The 18,188-nt window shown below is 69.2% G+C and carries 18 protein-coding genes and 2 tRNA genes; 16 read left to right on the top strand and 4 right to left on the bottom strand.

Annotated elements, in window-relative coordinates; translation table 11 throughout:
• The first annotated feature begins 178 nt into the window (after positions 1-178).
• From MRBLWO14_RS04575 to dinB, 5 genes are all read left to right on the top strand, one after another.
• Entirely contained in the window at positions 179-1,396 is a 1,218-nt protein-coding gene (locus MRBLWO14_RS04575) for a M23 family metallopeptidase (protein ID WP_341935273.1), read from the top strand.
• A 69-nt stretch (positions 1,397-1,465) separates the two neighbouring features.
• A tRNA-Thr gene (locus MRBLWO14_RS04570) sits at positions 1,466-1,537 on the top strand.
• Positions 1,538-1,571: 34 nt separating this feature from the next.
• Positions 1,572-1,645: transfer RNA gene (locus tag MRBLWO14_RS04565), tRNA-Met, on the top strand.
• A 271-nt stretch (positions 1,646-1,916) separates the two neighbouring features.
• On the top strand, positions 1,917-4,028 hold the full coding sequence (locus tag MRBLWO14_RS04560; protein WP_341935272.1) for an endonuclease/exonuclease/phosphatase family protein: 2,112 nt from the start codon (positions 1,917-1,919) through the stop codon (positions 4,026-4,028).
• 124 nt (positions 4,029-4,152) lie between these two features.
• Complete coding sequence (dinB, locus tag MRBLWO14_RS04555) at positions 4,153-5,349, top strand: DNA polymerase IV (RefSeq protein WP_341936163.1); 1,197 nt, start codon at positions 4,153-4,155, stop codon at positions 5,347-5,349.
• A gap of 25 nt (positions 5,350-5,374) precedes the next feature.
• Here the strand turns inward: dinB and MRBLWO14_RS04550 are convergent, their stop codons facing one another.
• Positions 5,375-5,866, bottom strand: coding sequence for a MarR family winged helix-turn-helix transcriptional regulator (locus tag MRBLWO14_RS04550; RefSeq protein ID WP_341935271.1), 492 nt, complete (start codon positions 5,864-5,866; stop codon positions 5,375-5,377).
• Positions 5,867-5,969: 103 nt separating this feature from the next.
• Between MRBLWO14_RS04550 and MRBLWO14_RS04545 the strand changes: the two genes are divergently transcribed.
• The 4 genes from MRBLWO14_RS04545 to MRBLWO14_RS04530 all read left to right on the top strand — a co-directional run bounded on the left by MRBLWO14_RS04545 (position 5,970) and on the right by MRBLWO14_RS04530 (position 8,719).
• On the top strand, positions 5,970-6,761 hold the full coding sequence (locus MRBLWO14_RS04545; protein ID WP_341935270.1) for an SDR family NAD(P)-dependent oxidoreductase: 792 nt from the start codon (positions 5,970-5,972) through the stop codon (positions 6,759-6,761).
• A 78-nt stretch (positions 6,762-6,839) separates the two neighbouring features.
• Positions 6,840-7,007 (top strand): hypothetical protein, encoded by a 168-nt coding sequence (locus MRBLWO14_RS04540; RefSeq protein ID WP_251586343.1) that lies wholly within the window; start codon positions 6,840-6,842, stop codon positions 7,005-7,007.
• 153 nt (positions 7,008-7,160) lie between these two features.
• Complete coding sequence (locus MRBLWO14_RS04535; RefSeq protein WP_341935268.1) at positions 7,161-8,225, top strand: nucleotidyltransferase domain-containing protein; 1,065 nt, start codon at positions 7,161-7,163, stop codon at positions 8,223-8,225.
• Positions 8,226-8,227: 2 nt separating this feature from the next.
• The gene (locus MRBLWO14_RS04530; protein ID WP_341935267.1) at positions 8,228-8,719 is read left to right on the top strand and encodes a hypothetical protein; all 492 of its coding nucleotides are present in this window, start codon (positions 8,228-8,230) and stop codon (positions 8,717-8,719) included.
• A gap of 49 nt (positions 8,720-8,768) precedes the next feature.
• Here the strand turns inward: MRBLWO14_RS04530 and MRBLWO14_RS04525 are convergent, their stop codons facing one another.
• Together MRBLWO14_RS04525 and MRBLWO14_RS04520 are read right to left on the bottom strand one after the other, a co-directional pair.
• Positions 8,769-10,415 (bottom strand): MDR family MFS transporter, encoded by a 1,647-nt coding sequence (locus MRBLWO14_RS04525; RefSeq protein WP_341935266.1) that lies wholly within the window; start codon positions 10,413-10,415, stop codon positions 8,769-8,771.
• Positions 10,415-11,020, bottom strand: coding sequence for a helix-turn-helix domain-containing protein (locus tag MRBLWO14_RS04520; protein WP_341935265.1), 606 nt, complete (start codon positions 11,018-11,020; stop codon positions 10,415-10,417). Before MRBLWO14_RS04520 ends, MRBLWO14_RS04525 begins: the two co-directional genes overlap by 1 nt.
• A 290-nt stretch (positions 11,021-11,310) precedes the next feature.
• Here MRBLWO14_RS04520 and MRBLWO14_RS04515 point away from each other — a divergent pair, with 290 nt between their 5' ends.
• Genes MRBLWO14_RS04515 through MRBLWO14_RS04505 form a run of 3 tightly spaced genes read left to right on the top strand, consistent with a single transcriptional unit; the run spans position 11,311 to position 12,862 of the window.
• Positions 11,311-11,877, top strand: coding sequence for an RNA polymerase sigma factor (locus tag MRBLWO14_RS04515; RefSeq protein WP_341935264.1), 567 nt, complete (start codon positions 11,311-11,313; stop codon positions 11,875-11,877).
• The gene (locus MRBLWO14_RS04510) at positions 11,874-12,497 is read left to right on the top strand and encodes an Asp23/Gls24 family envelope stress response protein (RefSeq protein WP_341935263.1); all 624 of its coding nucleotides are present in this window, start codon (positions 11,874-11,876) and stop codon (positions 12,495-12,497) included. Before MRBLWO14_RS04515 ends, MRBLWO14_RS04510 begins: the two co-directional genes overlap by 4 nt.
• On the top strand, positions 12,494-12,862 hold the full coding sequence (locus MRBLWO14_RS04505; protein ID WP_341935262.1) for a hypothetical protein: 369 nt from the start codon (positions 12,494-12,496) through the stop codon (positions 12,860-12,862). Before MRBLWO14_RS04510 ends, MRBLWO14_RS04505 begins: the two co-directional genes overlap by 4 nt.
• Positions 12,863-12,921: 59 nt before the next feature.
• Here the strand turns inward: MRBLWO14_RS04505 and MRBLWO14_RS04500 are convergent, their stop codons facing one another.
• Complete coding sequence (locus MRBLWO14_RS04500) at positions 12,922-13,767, bottom strand: SDR family oxidoreductase (protein WP_341935261.1); 846 nt, start codon at positions 13,765-13,767, stop codon at positions 12,922-12,924.
• Between the two features lie 94 nt (positions 13,768-13,861).
• On the opposite strand from MRBLWO14_RS04500, the gene MRBLWO14_RS04495 reads away from it, so the two are divergent.
• From MRBLWO14_RS04495 to MRBLWO14_RS04480, 4 genes are all read left to right on the top strand, one after another.
• Complete coding sequence (locus MRBLWO14_RS04495) at positions 13,862-14,227, top strand: helix-turn-helix domain-containing protein (RefSeq protein ID WP_096714321.1); 366 nt, start codon at positions 13,862-13,864, stop codon at positions 14,225-14,227.
• A gap of 99 nt (positions 14,228-14,326) precedes the next feature.
• Positions 14,327-15,868: an APC family permease gene (locus MRBLWO14_RS04490; RefSeq protein WP_341935260.1), complete on the top strand. Its 1,542-nt coding sequence runs from the start codon at positions 14,327-14,329 to the stop codon at positions 15,866-15,868.
• Positions 15,869-15,891: 23 nt separating this feature from the next.
• Complete coding sequence (truA, locus tag MRBLWO14_RS04485; protein WP_341935259.1) at positions 15,892-16,740, top strand: tRNA pseudouridine(38-40) synthase TruA; 849 nt, start codon at positions 15,892-15,894, stop codon at positions 16,738-16,740.
• On the top strand, positions 16,737-18,038 hold the full coding sequence (locus MRBLWO14_RS04480; protein ID WP_341935258.1) for a hypothetical protein: 1,302 nt from the start codon (positions 16,737-16,739) through the stop codon (positions 18,036-18,038). The genes truA and MRBLWO14_RS04480 overlap by 4 nt, the downstream gene beginning before the upstream one ends.
• Positions 18,039-18,188: the final 150 nt, after the last annotated feature.

The raw sequence follows: 18,188 nt of genomic DNA, 5'->3' as shown, positions 1-18,188 counted from the left end.
TCCCAGCCTCATCGGGCTAGGGTTTATCCGATCGTTACTTTCGTCGCCCCGAACGATGAGAGCTCGAACGCCCCCCTGCGTGACGTCTAACCCGAGAGAATTCGCTTTGCCCTTCGAGAACCCCCAGGCTGCCTCTGCGCCCACGCGCCGGTCCAGCCGACTCCGCACCGAGCCCATCGTGGCCACCGCGGCAGAGGTACAGGCAGCCGACTCCGAAGACACCTCCTCCGTCTCCGCCGCACCGCTGTCCCGCCGCGCCGCCCGTGAACGACTGACGACCGCCGAGGTGTTCGTCGCCGCGACCGCCGTCGCCGCCGCGACCGCGGCGTCCGAGTCCGGCGACCTCGAGGTCGCCGACACCGACGCCTCCGCCCCGGCTGAGATCGTCGAGGTCGAGGACGCGCCCGTCGCCGCAGAGCACGCTGCCGCAGAGCAGGCTCCCGACGACGAGGTCATCGCAGAGCACGCTGCCGCCGACGCTTCGGCCCCCGACGCGGCTGACGCCGACGCCGACCCGTTCACGACCGCGTCCCGTGTCTTCCGCACCGTCGCGACCGGCCCGACTCCCACGGCATCCGCCGAGGAGCCGGCTGCAGAGTCCGAGACGGCTCCGGCCGACGAGGCGCCGACTACCACCCACGTGGCTCGCCGCCGTCCGCCCGTTCGCAAGTTCCTCGCCGTCGGTGCGACCGTCGGCGTGATGAGCCTCGCTGGGCTCCTGGCCGTCGGCCTGACTCTTCCGGCAGAGGCTGTCGCGGCCGTGCAGGGTGGCCAGCCGCTGTCGGCCACGTCGCTCGTCGCCGCATCGGGCGCTGGCGCCACCGGTGACAAGAGCGACGAGATCCAGGCGTTCGTCACGTCTTCCGACGTGCAGAACGACACGCTGGCCCGCTCCGACAGCTTCTCCACGATGTCCCTGATCGAGGTCGCCTCGGAAGAGGGCATCAACTACTCCAACGAGGTCTTCACGAACGACCCCGAGGCCGCGATCCAGTGGCCGTTCAAGGTCGGCGTGGGCATGAGCTCCGGATACGGCATGCGCTGGGGCCGACTGCACGAGGGCATCGACTTCGTGCCGGGTGAGGGTGCTCCGATCCAGGCCGTCGCAGACGGCGTGGTGCGCATCGCGACCGAGCAGGGCGGCGCCTACGGCGTGACCGTCTACATCGACCACGTCATCGACGGTCAGGTCGTCACGAGCCACTACTCGCACATGCAGTACGGCTCGCTGCAGGTCAAGCCCGGCCAGACCGTGAAGGTCGGCGACGTCGTCGGCCACACCGGCAACACCGGCCGCTCCTACGGCGCCCACCTGCACTTCGAGATCATCATCAACGGCTCCACGATCGATCCGCTCCCGTGGCTCCGTGAGAACGCGGGTCGGTACTCGTACTGACCCGCCTCGATTTCATGAGGACGCCACAGTGATGGTATTCTCGTGTGGTTGCCCCGCGAGGGGCAGCACGCCCCGATAGCTCAGTGGCAGAGCACTTCCATGGTAAGGAAGGGGTCGTCAGTTCAATCCTGACTCGGGGCTCGCAGTATTCGCATCTGCAGTGCGGATGCCGTGCGGCAGGGTAGCTCAGTTGGTGAGAGCGCACGACTCATAATCGTGAGGTCGCGGGTTCAAGCCCCGCTCCTGCTACAGAACGAAAGCCCCGGATGATCCGGGGCTTTTGGCGTATCCGGGGGCGTTGTGCGCGGCGCCGGCCGCACCACCCGCTTCCGGTTCTGAACAGGTGCGCATCGTGGGCGCTCGACTTCGGTTCCTCCCGCGCGCATGTCCTCGTCCGGTCCCTTCGCGTTCACCGGTCGGTCACCTCGCGACGGTTCTCTCGCGTCGAGGGAGGTCATCCGAGCCTTCCGCCGGCTCCCGATGGGATGCCGATCGCGTCTCTGGAAGGAACATCGCAGACATGTCCTCGTCTCCCGCCCCCGGATCGCGCCGACGCCGGCGCATCCCACTGCTCGCGGCAGTCCTCGCCGCAGGCGTGCTCCTCGCCTCACCGCTGCTGGGTGCTGCTCCGGCCGCGGCCGCTGCGGCATCCGAGATCACCCTCTCGACGACCGAGGTGGCGCCGGGCGGCCCGATCTCCGTCGCCTTCACGACCGACCGACCGAGTGCGAAGAACTGGGTCGCGATCTACCCGGTATCCAAGCCGGAGCCGTGCGACGCCTGCGGCATGGCGTGGGCGTACGCGCCCGGCGCGTCGGGCTCCGTGCAGCTGCCGGCGAAGGACCGATCGGGCAACCCGCTCCCGGCGGGAGATTACCGCGTCGAGTACCTGTACGACGACGGCTACACACGGGTGAGCGAGCCCGTCGCATTCACGGTCGCCGAGGCGCCCTACGAGGGTCCCGCCGTCGACCCGACGAAGCCGATCGCGCTGTCGGTCGTGCAGCTCAACCTGTGGGGCAAGACCACCGACGCGACGATGCTCACCGAGATCGGCGCCGACCTGATCTTCGTGGAGGAGGCCCAGAGCGGCGCCGCGGCCATCGCGCGCGATCTCGGATTCGACTATCACTCGACGGGCGGCAGCGCCGGCGTCATCTCGCGCTACCCGATCGTCGACGCGGGCGTCGTGACCGTACCCGGCACTCAGGGCGGATGGATGAAGGCGATCGTCCAGGTCGGCGACACGCAGATCGCCGCCTACGGCGGCCACCTCGAGTACCGGTACTACGCGACGTACCTGCCCCGCGGCTACGCGGGCGATGTGCTCGCGGCCGGCTTCCCGACCGAATGGCGCGGCTGGAACAAGCTCAGCGCTCCGGTGACCGACGTCCCGCAGATCCTGGCAGCCAACGAGGCCTCCGGCCGCCCCGCCGCTGCGAGCGCACTGACCGCGGACATGGCGAGCGAGCGTGCAGCAGGACGCCTCACCATGATGGGCGCCGACATGAACGAGCCGTCGGCGCTCGATTGGACCGAGGCGACCGCGAACCTCTACGACCACAACGGCGTCGTCGCGCCGTGGCAGACCACCAGCATCCTGCGCGACGGCGGTCTCGTCGACGCGTACCGGGCGAAGTATCCCGATCCCGTCACCCACCCCGGGTTCACGTGGCCCGCGGACACGCCGAACGTCAGCGTCTCCCAGCTGGCCTGGGCTCCCGAGGCCGACGAGCGCGACCGGATCGACTACATCTTCTTCGCGCCGGACGAGCGTCTGACGCTGGAGAGCACGAGGATCGTCGGACCGAAGGGCGACATCGTGCGTGGCGCGCGTGCGCTGCCGGTCTCGGACGAGGAGATCTTCACCCCGCAGACGCTGTGGACCAGCGACCACAAGGGACTGCAGGCCGAGTTCGTGGTCTGCGGCGAGGCTTGCCTGGCCGCCGCTGAGCCGGGTGACCTCGTCGTCGGCACGCCGTCGATCGCCGGAGCCGCGACGGTCGGAGCGACGGTCGCCGCGCAGCCGGGGGAGTGGACGACGGGCACCGCGTTCACCTACCAGTGGCTGGTCGACGGCGAGGCCGTCGACGGCGCGACCTCTGCGGAGTTCACGATCCCGGCCGCTCTGGCCGGGCGCGCGCTCTCCGTCCGGGTCAGCGGCTCGCTCGACGGTTACCTGCCGGCGCAGGCGACGAGCGCCGCGGTGACGATCGCCGCGAGCGAGCCCGAGACGGGCAATCCGACGGTCGTGCTCGGCTCGCAGACGGTCGCGGCAGGTGGGTCGCTCCGTGTCTCGGGCACCGGCTTCGCCGCGGGCGCCCAGCTGCGGCTCGAGCTCCACTCGACGCCCGTGAGCCTGGGCGCGGTGACCGTCTCGGCTGCGGGTGGGTTCGCGACCACCGTGCGGATCCCGGCATCCGTCTCGGCGGGCGCGCATACGCTCGTCGTGATCCTCCCCGACGGCTCGCAGGTGCAAGCGGCCGTGACGGTGACCGCCGCCCAGGGCGCAGCGACCGACGGCCTCGCGCAGACCGGTGGTGAGCTGCCGCTCGTGACCATCTGGGTCGCCCTCGCGGCTCTCGGGCTCGGCGCGGTGCTGCTCGTGCGACGCCGTCTGCGCCGGCAGTAGCGGCAGGATCCTCGTCGTGGCCGCCCCGATCTCGATCGGGGCGGCCACGTCTGCATCTCCTCGGCGCGCGGATGTCGGGGGTCGGTGCGACGATTCTCCCGATCGGATGCCGAAGGGAGGCGTGATGCGCGATGAGGCGACCGTGCTGCACGCCGATCTGGACGCGTTCTACGCCTCGGTCGAGCAGCGTGACGCGCCCGCGCTCCGCGGGCGACCGGTGATCGTCGGCGGAGGGGTCGTGCTGGCGGCGAGCTACGAGGCCAAGGCCCGCGGAGTCCGGACGGCGATGGGCGGGCGTCAGGCTCGCGAGCTGTGCCCGGAGGCCGTCGTCGTGCCGCCTCGGATGGACGTCTACTCCCGGGCGAGCCGCGACGTCTTCGCGATCTTCCGTGACACCACTCCTCTCGTCGAGGGCATCTCGATCGACGAGGCGTTCCTCGAGGTGGGCGGTCTCCGCCGCCTCGCAGGCAGCCCGGAGCAAGTCGCGGTGCGTCTGCGCGAGCGCGTGCGAGCCGAGGTGGGCCTCGCGATCTCGGTCGGGGTCGCCCGCACGAAGTTCCTCGCCAAGGTCGCGAGTGCCGTGAGCAAACCCGACGGTCTGCTGATCGTGGAACCGGAGCGGGAGCACGCGTTCCTCCTCCCGCTCCCGGTCGAGCGACTCTGGGGTGTCGGAGCGGCGACCGCCGAGAAGCTCCACGGTCTCGGCATCCACACGGTGGGCGAGCTCGCCGAGCTCGAGGAGGCGACGGCCGAGCGGCTGCTCGGAAAGGCGAGCGGGGCGCACCTGCATGCACTGGCGCGGCTGCGCGACCCGCGGCCGGTCGACACGGCACGCCGGCGGGCATCGATCGGCTCCCAGCGGGCCCTGGGCTCACGTCCCCGGTCGGAGGAGGAGCTCGACGTCATCCTGACGCAGATCGTCGACGGTCTCGCGAGGCGGCTGCGCGAGCGGGATCGCGTCTGCCGCACAGTGGTGCTCCGCCTGCGGTACGGCGATTTCGCGAAGGCGACGCGGTCGAGGACTCTGCGCACGCCGACGGGCCGGACGTCGGTGCTGCTGGCATTGGCCCGCGGACTCCTCGTCGCGGCGCACGCGGAGATCTCGCAGCGGGGCATCACGCTCATCGGCATCTCGCTCTCTCAGCTCGCCAGTGCAGACCACGCACCGGCGGAACTCCCGTTCGACGACGAGGGAGGGCAGCGGCTAGACACGGTGCTCGACGCGGTGCGCGAGCGCTTCGGGTCGGCGTCGCTCTCGCGGGCGACCCAGGTCGGGCGGGATCCCGGATGGTCGACGCCCGTGCTGCCCGAGCACGAGTGAGACCTCGGAGGGCAGGCCGCGGACGTCAGGCGGCAGGCGGTGGGCTCCACGGCTCGCCGGGGCCGACGGCGGTCGCGATGCGGCGGCTGATCTCGCCGAGCTGACGCGTCTGTGCGGCCGTCAGCGCATCGAAGACGAGCTCGCGCACGAGCGCCTGGTGGCCGGGCGTGGAGGCGACGACCGCGCGATGACCGGCATCCGTGAGCACTCCGAGCGTGAAGCGTCCGTCTGTCGGATCGACCCGGCGCTGCACCCATCCCTTCTTCTCGAGACGGGAGACCGCACGGGACAGCCGCGACAGGGTGCAGCTCGCATAGGCGGCGATCGTGCTCAGGCGCAGAGTGCGCTCGGGTGCCAGATCGAGCGCCTGCAGGATGCCCTGCTCGAAGTGCGTCAGCCCGCTGTCCCGTTGCAACTGCGCGTCGAGCGCGGCCGGCAGACGCTCCAGCATCGATGCCAGTGGCGCCCAGATCGCGAGTTCGTCGGGAGTCAGCGCGGATCTCTGCGGGTCGGTCATGGTGACAGCGTAAGCGTGATGACTTGCTTGAGCAAGTAAAGGCGCGTAGCGTCACTTGCTCAAGCAAGTCATCACGGCGCGAACGCGTCCGGAAGGGAATGAGATGGATCTGCGACTGCAGGGCAAGAGGGCGTTCATCAGCGGATCGGGCCAGGGGATCGGCTTCGCCGTCGCGACAGCCCTCGCGGCGGAGGGAGCGGAGGTGGTGCTCAACGGGCGCGACGCGGGACGACTCGACGGGGCCGTGCAGCGGCTCCGGGGCGAGTGTCCCGGTGCGACGGTGTCGGGGCTCGCGGCGGACTTCGCCGATGCCGAGGCGGTCGCGCGTCTGATCGACGATCTCGGAGATGTCGACATCCTCGTCAACAACGTCGGACTGTTCGGCCTCGCCGAGTTCGCAACCATCGACGACGAGGAGTGGTCCCGGTACCTGGAGGTGAACCTGATGAGCGGCGTCCGCCTGTCGCGCGCGCTGCTGGACGGGATGCTGCGGCGGGGGTGGGGCCGCATCGTGTTCATCAGCAGCGAGTCCGGCGTGAACGTCCCCGGCGACATGGTGCACTACGGGGTGACGAAGGCGGCGGTGCTCGCGCTCGCCAACGGCCTTGCGAAGCTCACGCGCGGCACCGCCGTCACCGTCAACACGGTGCTCGGCGGCCCGACCTACTCCGAGGGCGTCGCCGCCTCGGTCGAGGCGATCGCCCAGGCCAGCGGCACGTCCGAGAGCGAGATGCGCGAGGCGATCATCGGTCAGAACCGCACCACCCTGCTGGAGCGCTTCATCGATCCCGGCGAGATCGCGAACCTCGTGACGTACCTCGCGAGCCCCGTCGCATCCGCCACCAACGGTGCAGCGCTGCGAGCGGACGGCGGCGTGCTCACCGGCATCCTCTGACCGGCTGTCAAGGGGTCGCCCGGATCCTCTGTCGCGACGAGACTGGAGTTCCTGTCCGCAGCAGAGATCGGAGTGATCATGTCAGACCCTCAGATGCCACCAGGTGACGAGGCCGAGATCGACGCGACCGGCGTGGACGCCGACTTCGTGACGAACGACCGTGATCCGGAGCCGGACGAGGCGACGCCCGGGGAGGGGCAGACCTCCGGCGACGACGACGAGGTCGACGTGGCCGACTTGCCCTGACAGGCGACCGGATGACAGAAGGGCCCGGGACTCCGAGGAGTCCCGGGCCCTTCTGCGTCCTCACCGGCCGCTGGGTGTGCGATACCGGTATTCCGCTCACAGCCCCGCCGCTGCAGCGGGCGCGCGAGCTACCCTGAATCGAGTCCGCTGGGGGTGACGCTGTTGGGATTGAAGCTCGACGAGGCCGACCGTGCGCAGTGGCGCGATGAGGTCTTCCGCGATCTGCGAGTGGATGACGCGACCCGAGCGCCGCTCGAGCGGGCCATGCAGCGGTCGCGCACGGCGATCCTCGAGGCGCGCCGGACGTTGGATGACGACGGAAGACTGCCCGACGGGCACGACATCGTCGCCTTCGGGTCGCTCGCGCGCTTCGAACTCACTCCACAATCCGATCTCGACTGGCTGGTCGTGACGTCGGAGCCCAGCTCGCTCGACGTGACGCCGCTCATCGAGAGCCTCAGATCGAAGCTCGTCGACGGAGTCACGCTCAGCGAACCGGGAGACAGCAGGCTCTTCGGTGAGACGATCGCCGTAGCGGACCTCGTGACCAATATCGGTCTGCAGGAAGACACGAACCATACGACCACACGGCGCATCCTGTTCCTCGAGGAATCGGTCTCCCTGGCGCGGCCCGAGATCCACATGAACGCCCTGAGGAGTGTCCTCGACGCATATGTGAAGGCCAAGGACGGGTCGGATCAGATACCCCGCTACCTCCTGAACGACATCATCCGATACTGGCGCACCATCGCGGTCGACTATCAGGCGAAAGCCACGCAGAAGAACCCCAAGGCGCTGCGGTATCTCAAGCTGCTGATACCCCGCAAGCTCTGCTACGTCGCCTCGATCGCCCCGCTGTACCTCCTGCACCGCAGCGACACGGGCTGCGACGACCAGCTCGAGTACCTGCTCGATCAGTACTCGACGCCGGCGCTCGAGCGTCTGCTCGGTCTGCTCGCTCACGTGGCGAGCGGCGGTGACGAGGCGGTGCGGGAGCGGTGCCGGCGCGTCGTGACCGCGTCGAGTCGGTTCATCGAGAGCTCAGGGCGTGCCGAGTGGCGCGCGACGATCGAGGCGGACTTCGTCGGCGACGACAGGAAGGAGTCCGAAGGCTTCGGGTCCATGCGTACACTGGGCAAAGAACTCCACGAGGATCTGTGCGGGATCTTCCACGCAGAACCCTTCGCCTCCTTCTCCCGCGAGTACATGGTGATCTGAAGATGTCTTCACTGACGAGCGCACTCGAGACAGACACGCCCTGCATGACGTGCGGGTTCGAGCTCTGGGAGCCGATCGCGACCTCGACGCACGGCAAGCTGGGGCTCTACAACGACGATCGCTTTCCCGGCCGGTGCATCCTCGCGTTCCCGCAGCATGCGGATTCCCTGGAGTCTCTGCCGATGGACTCCATGATGGGGTTCCTTCGCGACATCCAGATCGCCATGAGGGCGATCAGATTGGCGACCGGAGCTCGCCGTGTGAACGTCTCCATCCTCGGCAATCGCGATCCGCATCTGCATGCTCATCTCGTGCCGAGGTGGCCCGACCGCGAGGAGTTCCCCGACTGCTCGCCCTGGAACGATCGCCGCGAGAAGGGGCAGCTTCCGGCCGGTCGCGTTCGAGAACTCAAGGCCGACATCCTCGCCACGATGAGAAGTATCGACACGCGGACGACGCGATTCGCGACGCCGACGCCGATGTTCGAGACGTGAACGACAGAAGGGCCCGGGACTCGGAGGAGTCCCGGGCCCTTCTGCGTCGTCACCGGCCGCTGGTATCCCCGCCGTCGGTGCGGGCGGATGACCCGGAGAGTCCTCGCTGCTCGGCCTCGAGGCGCTCCGCCTCCTCGCCGCTGATCGCCTCGCCGCGCGCGACGAGCCCGGCCTGATCGGAGAGCGGGATCTGCTTCAGGAGGAGCGAGAGCAGGAGCGCCACCGCGATGAACGGCACGAGGTACCAGAAGACCGGCGCGAGAGCATCCGCATACGCCGTGACGATGCCGTCGCGCACCTCGTCGGGGAGGGCGCTGAGGGTCGCGGGGTCGATGGTCGACGCGGCTTGCGCGGCCTCCTCGGGCGAGGCGCCGGCTCCGCCGAAGACGCCCAGCAGATTCTCGGTGAGCCGCGTCGTGAAGAGCGTGCCGAACACGGCGGTGCCGAGCGAGGCACCCACCTCGCGGAAGTAGTTGTTCGTGCTCGTCGCCGTGCCGATCTCGCCGGCGGGCACGGCGTTCTGCACGACGAGCACCACGACCTGCATGATGAGACCGAGTCCTGCGCCGAAGAAGAACAGGAACACGCAGATCAGCCAGATCGGGGTCGACGCCGAGAGCGTCGTGAACGCCACCATCGCGAGTCCCGTGATGATCGTCCCGACGATCGGGTAGACCTTGTACTTCCCGGTCTCGGAGATCGCGATCCCCGAGAAGATCGACGTGCCCATGAGCCCGACCATCATCGGGATCATCAGCAGCCCGGATGCCGCCGCCGACGTGCCGGACGACATCTGCAGGAAGGTGGGGACGAAGCCGATCGCCGCGAACATGCCGATGCCGAGCACGAGGCCGATCGCCGTCGCGTTCACGAAGATCGGGTTGCGGAACAGGCTCAGCGGGATGATCGGGTCCTGCACGCGCGACTCGGTGACGATGAACGCCGCGGCGGCGACCACGAGCCCGGCACCCCACGCCCAGGTCGCGGCGGAGTCCCAGCCGAACTCGGCGTCGCCGCCGAAATCGGTGAAGAAGATCAGGCAGGTGGTGGCGATCGACAGGAAGATGACGCCGAAGACGTCGATCGGCTTCTCCGCCTTCTTGCTCGGCAGCTGCAGTGCGACGACGGCGATGATGAACGCCGCGATGCCCACAGGGATGTTGATGTAGAACGCCCACTGCCAGGTGAGGTGGTCCACGAAGAACCCGCCGAGCAGAGGGCCGGCGACGGCCGACAGCCCGAACACCGCGCCGAGCGGTCCCATGTATTTGCCGCGCTCGTTGGCGGGCACGATGTCCGCGATGATCGCCTGCGAGAGGATCATCAAGCCGCCGCCGCCGAGACCCTGCAGCGCGCGGAACACGACGAACTGCCAGAAGTCCGTGGCGAACGCGCACCCCACCGACGCGAGGGTGAAGAGGGCGATGGCGACGAGGAAGAGGTTGCGTCGCCCGAGCACGTCGCCGAACTTGCCGTAGATCGGCATCACGATCGTGGTGGCGAGCAGGTACGCGGTCGTGATCCAGACCTGGTGGTCGACGCCGCCCAGCTGCCCGACGATCGTCGGCATCGCCGTGGACACGATCGTCTGGTCGAGGCTGGCGAGCAGCATGCCCGCGATGAGGGCGCTGAAGATGATCCAGATGCGCCGCTTGGTGAGCAGGAACGGCGCGTCCTTGGTGGCGGTGGCGGACATCAGTCGGCTTTCTGTGCGAAGACGGTGCGGGCGGTGTCGAGACGGCGGGCGATGAGGTCGCCGAACGGCTCGGTGGACTGGTGGTGCAGCAGCTGATCCATGCTCAGACGCACGAGGGCTCCGACGGTGTGGACCATGACCTCGGCCTGCAGCGCGGCGCCCTCCGAGTCGCCGGTGCGCTCGAGGATGAGGTCCATGTCGCGCCGCTCGTTCTTGGCGAGCTGTTCGAACGCGGCCTTGAGCAGGCGCGGCTCCTGCTCGATCACCGTGAACATCGCCGGCGCGTCGTCCAGGGGGTTCAGCAGTGCGAAACGATCCACCGTGAGGCGGAGGAAGTCGTCGAGCAGATCGCCGTCGGCGCCGACGAACGCTCTCTCGAGAGTCTCCTGACGCGGATCGACCGCGGTGACGCCGAACACAGCGTTCTCCTTGCTCTCGAAGTAGTTGAAGAACGTGCGGCGCGAGACCCCCGCCTCGGTGCAGAGCTGCTCGACCGTGAACCCGGCGAATCCGTGCTCGACGGTCAGTCGTCGTGCGGCGTCGGTGAGGGCGCGGGCGGTTTCGCGCTTGCGCTGCTCGCGGGTTGATTCTGCACTCTCATCCATAGAGTGCAAGTATGCACCATCTCCCTGAAAGTGCAACTTTCGAGAATTCTCGAGAACTTTGTGACGTTTCGGAGGTGGGGTGCGTCTTACAGATGTCGCGACACTGCGACCCGTGCTGAGGGTTGTCGTGGGGACGACGACCCTCAGCGCGTTCGCGGTGCTGAGGCAGGGACTCCGCCGAAAGGCGGGAAGGGATTCACGATGGGCAGCGCAGGCGATCGGGTGAAGGCCGATCCGTTGCGCATTCTGCTCCGAATCCCCACTGGGGGAACGAACGAGGGGATGGACACATGGCGACGGGCCCTTTTCGCGGAGCTCTCGAACTCGCCGACGATCGGATCGTCGCAGGTCGAGCGATCGACGGGGATGTCGCTGCCTTCGCCGTACTCGTCCGGCGGTACACGCCGATGATGCGCGCGTACACGCAGCGGATGCTGAACGCCTCGGCCGATGTCGACGACATCGTGCAGGAGACCTTCGTCACGGCGTGGCAGCGGTTCTCCGAGCTCGAGGACCCCGGGAAGGTCAAGAGCTGGCTGATGCGGATCGTGAGCCGGAAGGCGGTCGACCGCATCCGAGCACTCCGTCCGACGGTCGACGTCGACGAGATCGAGCAGCCGGCGCCGTTCCACGCCGGGCCCGACCACGTGGTCGAGGCCCGGGCCGGCATCGCCGCACTGGGGGCGGCGCTGCAAGAGCTGCCGGCCGCGCAGCGGGAGTGCTGGGTGCTCCGCGAGATGGGCGGCTACTCGTACGACGAGATCGCCGAGGAGCTCGACATCCCGGTGTCAACGGCGCGCGGCCTTCTCTCGCGCGCGAGGAAGTACATGATCGTTCGAATGGAGGAGTGGCGATGAGCGACGATCAGGGAGCGCCCGAGGTGCGCCGGCTCGGACTCGAACCGGGCGACCTCGACGGGCACACGCTCGACGAGCTCGCCGACTATCTCGAGGCGGGCAGGACTCCGCGCGACCCTTCCATCGAGGGATCGCCCGGCTGTCAGCTCGCCCTCGACGCGCTCGCGCGGCTGCAGGGGCTCGGCGGGCAGCTCATCGACGCGGACGCTGCGGCGATGCCGCCGGTCGAGGACAGCTGGGTCGACCGCATTCTGAGCGGCATCGCTCTGGATGCTCGGGCCGGCCGCCGCGTACCTCTCGACGGGCAGGAGCCCGGTGTCGACTTCGGCATCACCGAGGGCGCCCTGCGCGGGCTCATCCGCTCGGCGGAGAATGCGGTCCCCGGCGTCCTGGTGGGGCGCACAGCGCTCGACGGCGACGTGACGACCGTCGGCACGCCCGTGGTGATCGGCATCGAGGTGAGCATGCTCTACGGCGAGCCCATCCCCGAGGCGGTGTCGCAGCTGCGGACGGAGGTCGCCGATCGCGTGCGGAGACACACCGACCTGCATGTGGCGTCCATCGATGTGACCGTCCGGGACATCCAGAGGGTCGAGAACTGGACGGAGGGGCGATCATGACCGACGTCACCCCGATGCTGACGGAGCGCATCGACGCCGCGGTGCGCGCAACCCCCGGCGTCCGCGACCTCTACCGTTCCGGATCCCTCGTGTCGAACATCGTCGGCGCGGGCGCTGCCGCGCTGGGACTGCGAGACGGCGCCGAACCGGTCGTCGCGGTGTCCTCCGAGGGATCGGGCGTGCGCGTCGAGGCCACCCTCGGCATCGACTTCCTGCCCGGTGCGCACGAGACCCTGCACGCAGTACGAGCCGCTGTCGGCGAGGTGCTGGAGGCGGAAGGGGTCTCGCTGTCATCCCTCGCCCTCACGGTCGCCTACGTGCACTCGCGGGAGAACTACGTGCGCTCGCGGGAGAACCTGGCCTGAGACCCCGGGTGCTGTGACGGAAGGGAGGGCGTCGGCTCCTCCGGCGCCCTCCCTCCCGCTCAGACGGTCGCGCGGAGACCGTCGACGAGCGGCGTCGTCGGGCGGCCGATCAGCCGGGCCAGCGTCCCGTCGGTGTCGGCGAGTGCGCCCCCGGCGATGCCCGCGTCCAGCGCGACGACGAAGCCGACGGTCCCCTCATCGAGGCCGGCCGCGCGCAGCGCCTCCGCCTGCTCGTCCGGGGTGAGGCGTCGGTACTCGACCTCGCGACCGGAGATCTCCGCGATGGCAGCGGCGAGATCGTCGTAGGTCCACGCGACATCTCCGCCGAGCTCGTAGATCTGGCCGATGTGACCGTCTTCGAGGAGCACGGCCGCCGCCGCATCCGCGAAGTCCTTGCGGCTCGCCGACGCGACGCGCCCGTCGCCGGCGCCGGCGGCGACGACGCCTGTGTCGGCCGCGCGTGCGAGATCGGCGGCGTAGTTCTCGGTGTACCAGTTGTTGCGGAGGATCACGGCCGGGAGGCCGGCTTCGGCGATCGCCTCCTCCGTCGCCTTGTGCTCGGGTGCGAGGACGAGGTCGCTCGTCGTCGCCTTCGGAGCGCTCGTGTAGACGAACTTCGACACACCGGCATCCTTCGCGGCGTCGATGACCGCCCGGTGCTGGGGGACACGCTGGCCGACCTCAGAGCCCGAGATGAGGAGCACCGAGTCGACGCCGTCGAGTGCTGCGGCGATCGAGCGGGGGTCTGTGTAGTCGAGGTGGGCGACGCGCACGCCCAGGTCGGCGGCCTTCGCGGTGTCGCGTGCGCCCGCGACGATCGACTGCGGGTCGGCGCCGCGCTCGAGCAGGCTCTGAACGACGAGGCGGCCGAGCTGGCCGGTGGCGCCGGTGACGAGGATGGTCATGGGGTGTCCTTTCGTTGCTGACATCTCGCTCAACCCGTCGCGCGTCCGCGAACATTCCGGATCGGGGGTACCCACTTTGAAGTAAGGTACCTACATGACGGTGAGTTATGCGCAGATCCGCGAGTCGATCCCACAGGTCTTCGAACCGGGATGCAGCACGCGCGTGATCCTCGACCACGTCATGAGCAAGTGGGGCGTGCTCGTGCTGTCGAGCCTGTCCGACGGCACCCGACGCTGGGGAGAGCTGCGCCGCGAGGTCGGCGGCATCAGCGAGAAGATGCTCGCGTCGACCCTGCGCACTCTCGCCGACGACGGGCTCGTGCATCGCGAATCGTTCCCGACGGTCCCGCCCCACGTCGAGTACAGCCTCACTCCGCTCGGACGCGATCTCATGCAGCGCATGCTGCCCCTGGTCGCGTGGGTCGCCGACCACGCGGACGGAATGCTCGACCGCGACTGACGCGACGGATTCCGTCGTCACTACGCCGATTCTGCCGCGAAATCCCTCGGTGCAAGAAAACGATTGACGCGATATGCGTTGAAGCCGTATCTTCTGAACATGTCAGCAACGACGCCCATCCACCTCGAACGCCCCGACGGCAAGGGGCTCGCCAGCGGCTCGCTGGGGCTCTGGGGATCGACTGTCATCGGTCTAGCCTCCACCGCCCCCGTGTACTCGCTCGTCGCGACCCTCGGATTCGTCGTGCTCGCCGTCGGCGCCCAGGCCCCGATCGCGTTCATCATCGCGTTCATCCCGATGCTGCTCATCGCCTTCGCGTATCGCGAGCTGAACAACGCGGTGCCCGACTGCGGCACCACCTTCACGTGGGGCACCAAGGCGTTCGGCCCCTGGGTGGGCTGGATGGGCGGCTGGGGCGTGGCGGTCGCCGGGATGGTCGTGCTCGCGAACCTCGCCCAGATCGCCTCTGTCTACTTCTGGTCGCTGATCGGCTTCGACCTCGAGAACAACGACTGGCGCATCATCCTCGTGGCCGTGTTCTTCATCGCGTCCATGACGTGGGTGAGCTGGCGAGGCGTCGAGATCGGCGAGCGCATCCAGAACATCCTGCTGGCGATCCAGTACCTCGCCCTCGCGATCTTCATCGTCGCGGCGCTCTGGCAGTTCTTCGCCGGTACCGCGCCGAACCCGACGCCGTTCGACATCGCCTGGCTGAACCCCTTCGCCTTCACGGACTACTCCGGGTTCATCGAGGCGATCCTGCTCGCGCTCTTCATCTACTGGGGATGGGACACCTGCCTCGCGCTCAACGAGGAGACGAAGGACCCGAAGCGCATCCCCGGCCGCGCCGCCCTGCTGACCACGATCATCCTCCTGTTCACGTACGTCGCCGTCACGATCGCCGCGATGATGTACGCGGGCCTGGGGGAGGACGGCACGGGTCTCGGCAACGAAGCGAACGCCGACGACTTCTTCCTCGCGATCAAGGACGGCCTGCTCGGCCCGTTCGGCTGGGTGCTGGTGGTCTCGGTGATCATCTCCGCGATCTCGTCCACGCAGACGACGATCCTGCCGACAGCCCGCGGCACTCTGGCGATGGGCGTGTACCGCGCCCTTCCGGCGAAGTTCAAGGACGTGCACCCCACGTACAAGACGCCCTCGTTCTCGACCATCGTGATGGGTGTCGTCGCCTCGGTCTACTACGTCGGCATGACGCTGATCAGCGACAACATCCTGCAGGACTCGATCCTGTCGCTCGGGCTCGCGATCGCCTTCTACTACGCGATCACGGGGTTCGCGTGCGTCTGGTACTTCCGGAAGGACCTCCGCAACTCCGCTCGCGACTTCTTCTTCAAGGGACTCTTCCCGCTCCTCGGCGGACTCATGCTCACCTACGCGTTCGTGCAGTCGGCGATCGACATGTGGGACGTCGACTACGGGTACACGGTGCTCTTCGGCATCGGCGGCACGTTCGTGATCGGCATCGGCTCGCTCGCGTTCGGACTGGTGCTGATGTTCCTCTGGTACCTGTTCCCGCGGTCGAAGCGGTTCTTCCGCGGCGAGAGCCTGAACCGCGACACCGAGGTCATGGTGCCCGACGAGCCCGGCGACCTCATCCGCTCGATCGACGGGGGCATCTGACCCGACGCCCGTAGGCTGGACGGGTGCGCATCCGGCTCGACATCGCCTACGACGGCACCCACTTCCGCGGGTGGGCGAAACAGCCCGCCCTCCGCACCGTGCAGGGCACGCTCGAGGCGGCGCTGGCCCGCATCGTCGGCTCAGACGTGCAGTTCGTCGTGGCGGGGAGGACGGATGCCGGGGTGCACGCCGCCGGACAGGTGGCGCACGTCGACCTCGACGACGAGCAGTGGGCGCGTGTGGAGTCGCGCCACGGCCGCGCCGCGCACGACCCTGCCGGCTCCATCGCCGGTCGCATGCGCGGGGTCCTCGGCGCCTACCCCGATGTGACGGTCACGCGCTCGTCGGTCGCCCCGCAGGGCTTCGACGCGCGATTCTCGGCCGTCTGGCGCCGATACCGCTACCGGCTCGCAGACGAGGCGTCGGGATACGATCCGCTGCGCAGGCTCGACACGACGACGCACCGCGGCACGCTGGACGACCGGGCGATGGATGCCGCGGCCCGCACTCTCATCGGACTCCACGACTTCGCGGCCTACTGCAAGCCTCGCGAGGAGGCGACGACGATCCGCACCCTGCTCGACTACCGGTGGTCGAGAGACGACGAGGGGGTGCTCGTCGCGGAGGTCAAGGCCGACGCCTTCTGCCACAGCATGGTTCGTGCCCTCGTGGGTGCGTGCGCGGCGGTCGGCGAGGGGCGGCTCGGGATCGACGACCTCGTCGTGCTCCGCGACGCCCTCACTCGCACGAGCGAGTTCAAGGTGCTCGCCGCCCGTGGCCTCACGCTCACCGAGGTCGGGTATCCCGCCGATGAGCTGCTGTCGACGCGCGCCGAGCAGACCAGGGCGCGGCGTCGGGTCGGGGAGGAATGATGAGGGAGTCGGATGCCGTCTTCGTCGAGGTGCGCTCTCCGGGGTGGGCCTTCTGGCGGGCGCTGCTCGACACCGGCGTCGGGCTGATCGTCGGTCTCCTGTACGCGTTCCTCGCCCTCCTCGTGTGCGGGATCGTGGGAGAGGAGGCCCTGACGACGCTGTACTCGCAGATCGACCTCGACCCGCTCCTCCGCGCCTGCATGGGCGTGATCCTGCTCATCGCCGCCGTCCTCGCGGTGACCGTGCCCTTCGTGCTCGTCGCCGAGCGCGCGGCTGCGCTGCGGCTCGTCGACAGGCTCGGGGAGGAGAACCCGTCGGCCGTACCCCCGCAGCGCATCCGCGCGGAGCTCGCGACGTCGCCCGGGCAGTACCTGCGACGCACGGGGCTCGCGGTCTTCTGGTCGATCGTCGGCATCGGGGGTCTGTTCGCGCTGATGGTGGTGTTCACGGACGAGTTCCGCGAGGACCCCGTGATGTGGGGTGCTCTGGGAGTCGTCGCGGTGCTCGCGCTCGCCGCCTCGCTCGTGGTCGGCGCCGGCGGACGCCTCATGCGCCGCGATGCGCCGCGGGTCGCCGCTCTGCAGGCGCGGTGGAAGGCGCAGGTGCCGCGGGCGGAAGACGCCGACCGACGCCGGCGGGAGGCCGCGCCACGGGCCGTGCTCCCTCGCTGGCTCGTCGTGCCGTCCGCCCGCGTCATCGCCCGGATCGCCGCCGTCCTCACGGTCGCGACGCTCGTGTCGCTCGGCGCCTTCATGCTCTCCGTCTACATGCGGCAGCAGTGTCGCACCTGCGACCCCGTGTACTGGGACGAGCCGATCGAGAACGGCATCGACGTGCTGAGCCTCGGCAGCGGTGCGGCCATCGCGCTCTGCGCGGCCCTCGGTATCGTGGCCTGGACCGGCGGGGTGGTGCTCCAGGCGGCGCGGGAGGTCGCGCTGACGCGATGGGTCGCGACAGGCGAGGTCAGGGCGGTCGCCCCCGAGTTCATCGCGCCCCTGCTCTCGGGCAATCGAGCGCTGGTGCGTCTGCAGCTGGGCCTCAGCACGCTGGGCGCGGGCGGGGTGATCTTCGCGACCGGCGCCGCCTGGGCGGAGTGGACCGTCCTCGACGTCGGCCCCGTGCTCGGGACGGCGCTCGTCCTCATCCTCGGGGGGATCGTGCTGGGCTTGATCGATTCGCCGCGCGCCCGGCGGGAGCGCCAGGCCGTGCGCGATGCGCTGCACCCCGGAGAAGCCGTGCCCCGACCGACCCCTCTGAAGACCGCGAGGGCAGCCGCCGCGAGCGGCTCCGACGACTGACGCGACCGAGAGGCTGCCGCTTCGTGGTCGCCCGCTACCCCCAGGGGGCGACCACGACGCGGATGCCGTCGCGGAGGCGCCCATCCCATCCGGGTCCGCGACGGCGACTGCCGCAGCCGAGGGGTGGTTTCTGCGGAGCCGTACACTGAG

The sequence above is a fragment of the Microbacterium sp. LWO14-1.2 genome (assembly GCF_038397715.1).
Classification (GTDB): domain Bacteria; phylum Actinomycetota; class Actinomycetes; order Actinomycetales; family Microbacteriaceae; genus Microbacterium.
This window is presented reverse-complemented; position numbering and strand designations above follow the sequence as displayed.

Excerpts from the sequence above, each read along its gene's own strand:
- MRBLWO14_RS04560 (WP_341935272.1), top strand. The coding sequence starts at position 1,917 with ATGTCCTCGTCTCCCGCCCCCGGATCGCGCCGACGCCGGCGCATCCCA.
- dinB (WP_341936163.1), top strand. The coding sequence starts at position 4,153 with ATGCGCGATGAGGCGACCGTGCTGCACGCCGATCTGGACGCGTTCTAC.
- MRBLWO14_RS04550 (WP_341935271.1), bottom strand. The coding sequence starts at position 5,866 with ATGACCGACCCGCAGAGATCCGCGCTGACTCCCGACGAACTCGCGATC.
- MRBLWO14_RS04545 (WP_341935270.1), top strand. The coding sequence starts at position 5,970 with ATGGATCTGCGACTGCAGGGCAAGAGGGCGTTCATCAGCGGATCGGGC.
- MRBLWO14_RS04540 (WP_251586343.1), top strand. The coding sequence starts at position 6,840 with ATGTCAGACCCTCAGATGCCACCAGGTGACGAGGCCGAGATCGACGCG.
- MRBLWO14_RS04530 (WP_341935267.1), top strand. The coding sequence starts at position 8,228 with ATGTCTTCACTGACGAGCGCACTCGAGACAGACACGCCCTGCATGACG.
- MRBLWO14_RS04525 (WP_341935266.1), bottom strand. The coding sequence starts at position 10,415 with ATGTCCGCCACCGCCACCAAGGACGCGCCGTTCCTGCTCACCAAGCGG.
- MRBLWO14_RS04520 (WP_341935265.1), bottom strand. The coding sequence starts at position 11,020 with ATGGATGAGAGTGCAGAATCAACCCGCGAGCAGCGCAAGCGCGAAACC.
- MRBLWO14_RS04515 (WP_341935264.1), top strand. The coding sequence starts at position 11,311 with ATGGCGACGGGCCCTTTTCGCGGAGCTCTCGAACTCGCCGACGATCGG.
- MRBLWO14_RS04510 (WP_341935263.1), top strand. The coding sequence starts at position 11,874 with ATGAGCGACGATCAGGGAGCGCCCGAGGTGCGCCGGCTCGGACTCGAA.
- MRBLWO14_RS04505 (WP_341935262.1), top strand. The coding sequence starts at position 12,494 with ATGACCGACGTCACCCCGATGCTGACGGAGCGCATCGACGCCGCGGTG.
- MRBLWO14_RS04500 (WP_341935261.1), bottom strand. The coding sequence starts at position 13,767 with ATGACCATCCTCGTCACCGGCGCCACCGGCCAGCTCGGCCGCCTCGTC.
- MRBLWO14_RS04495 (WP_096714321.1), top strand. The coding sequence starts at position 13,862 with ATGACGGTGAGTTATGCGCAGATCCGCGAGTCGATCCCACAGGTCTTC.
- MRBLWO14_RS04490 (WP_341935260.1), top strand. The coding sequence starts at position 14,327 with ATGTCAGCAACGACGCCCATCCACCTCGAACGCCCCGACGGCAAGGGG.
- MRBLWO14_RS04480 (WP_341935258.1), top strand. The coding sequence starts at position 16,737 with ATGATGAGGGAGTCGGATGCCGTCTTCGTCGAGGTGCGCTCTCCGGGG.